General features: G+C 49.7%; 1 CRISPR repeat array.

The features are described from left to right. Position 1: 1 nt before the first annotated feature. A CRISPR array of direct repeats spans positions 2 to 296; the repeat unit is 26 nt; unit sequence GCACCCCTCGCGGGTGCGTGGATTGA.

The following is a 296-nucleotide window of genomic DNA, read 5'->3' as shown; positions in this document are numbered from 1 at the left end:
CGCACCCCTCGCGGGTGCGTGGATTGAAATAGGAAATTCTATGACACGTTGGGCGAGTATGGAGTGTCGCACCCCTCGCGGGTGCGTGGATTGAAATACCTTGATTTATTACTTTCAATTCTTTGTATCGGGCGAGTCGCACCCCTCGCGGGTGCGTGGATTGAAATATAAATCCTATCTATAAAAACAACATGATTAATCGTCGCACCCCTCGCGGGTGCGTGGATTGAAATAAATAACATTCCACACGAAAAACGGCCTACAAAAGTCGCACCCCTCGCGGGTGCGTGGATTGA

The organism is Peptoniphilus sp. DNF00840, from assembly GCF_001553125.1.
GTDB lineage: Bacteria > Bacillota > Clostridia > Tissierellales > Peptoniphilaceae > Peptoniphilus_A > Peptoniphilus_A vaginalis.
This window is presented reverse-complemented; position numbering and strand designations above follow the sequence as displayed.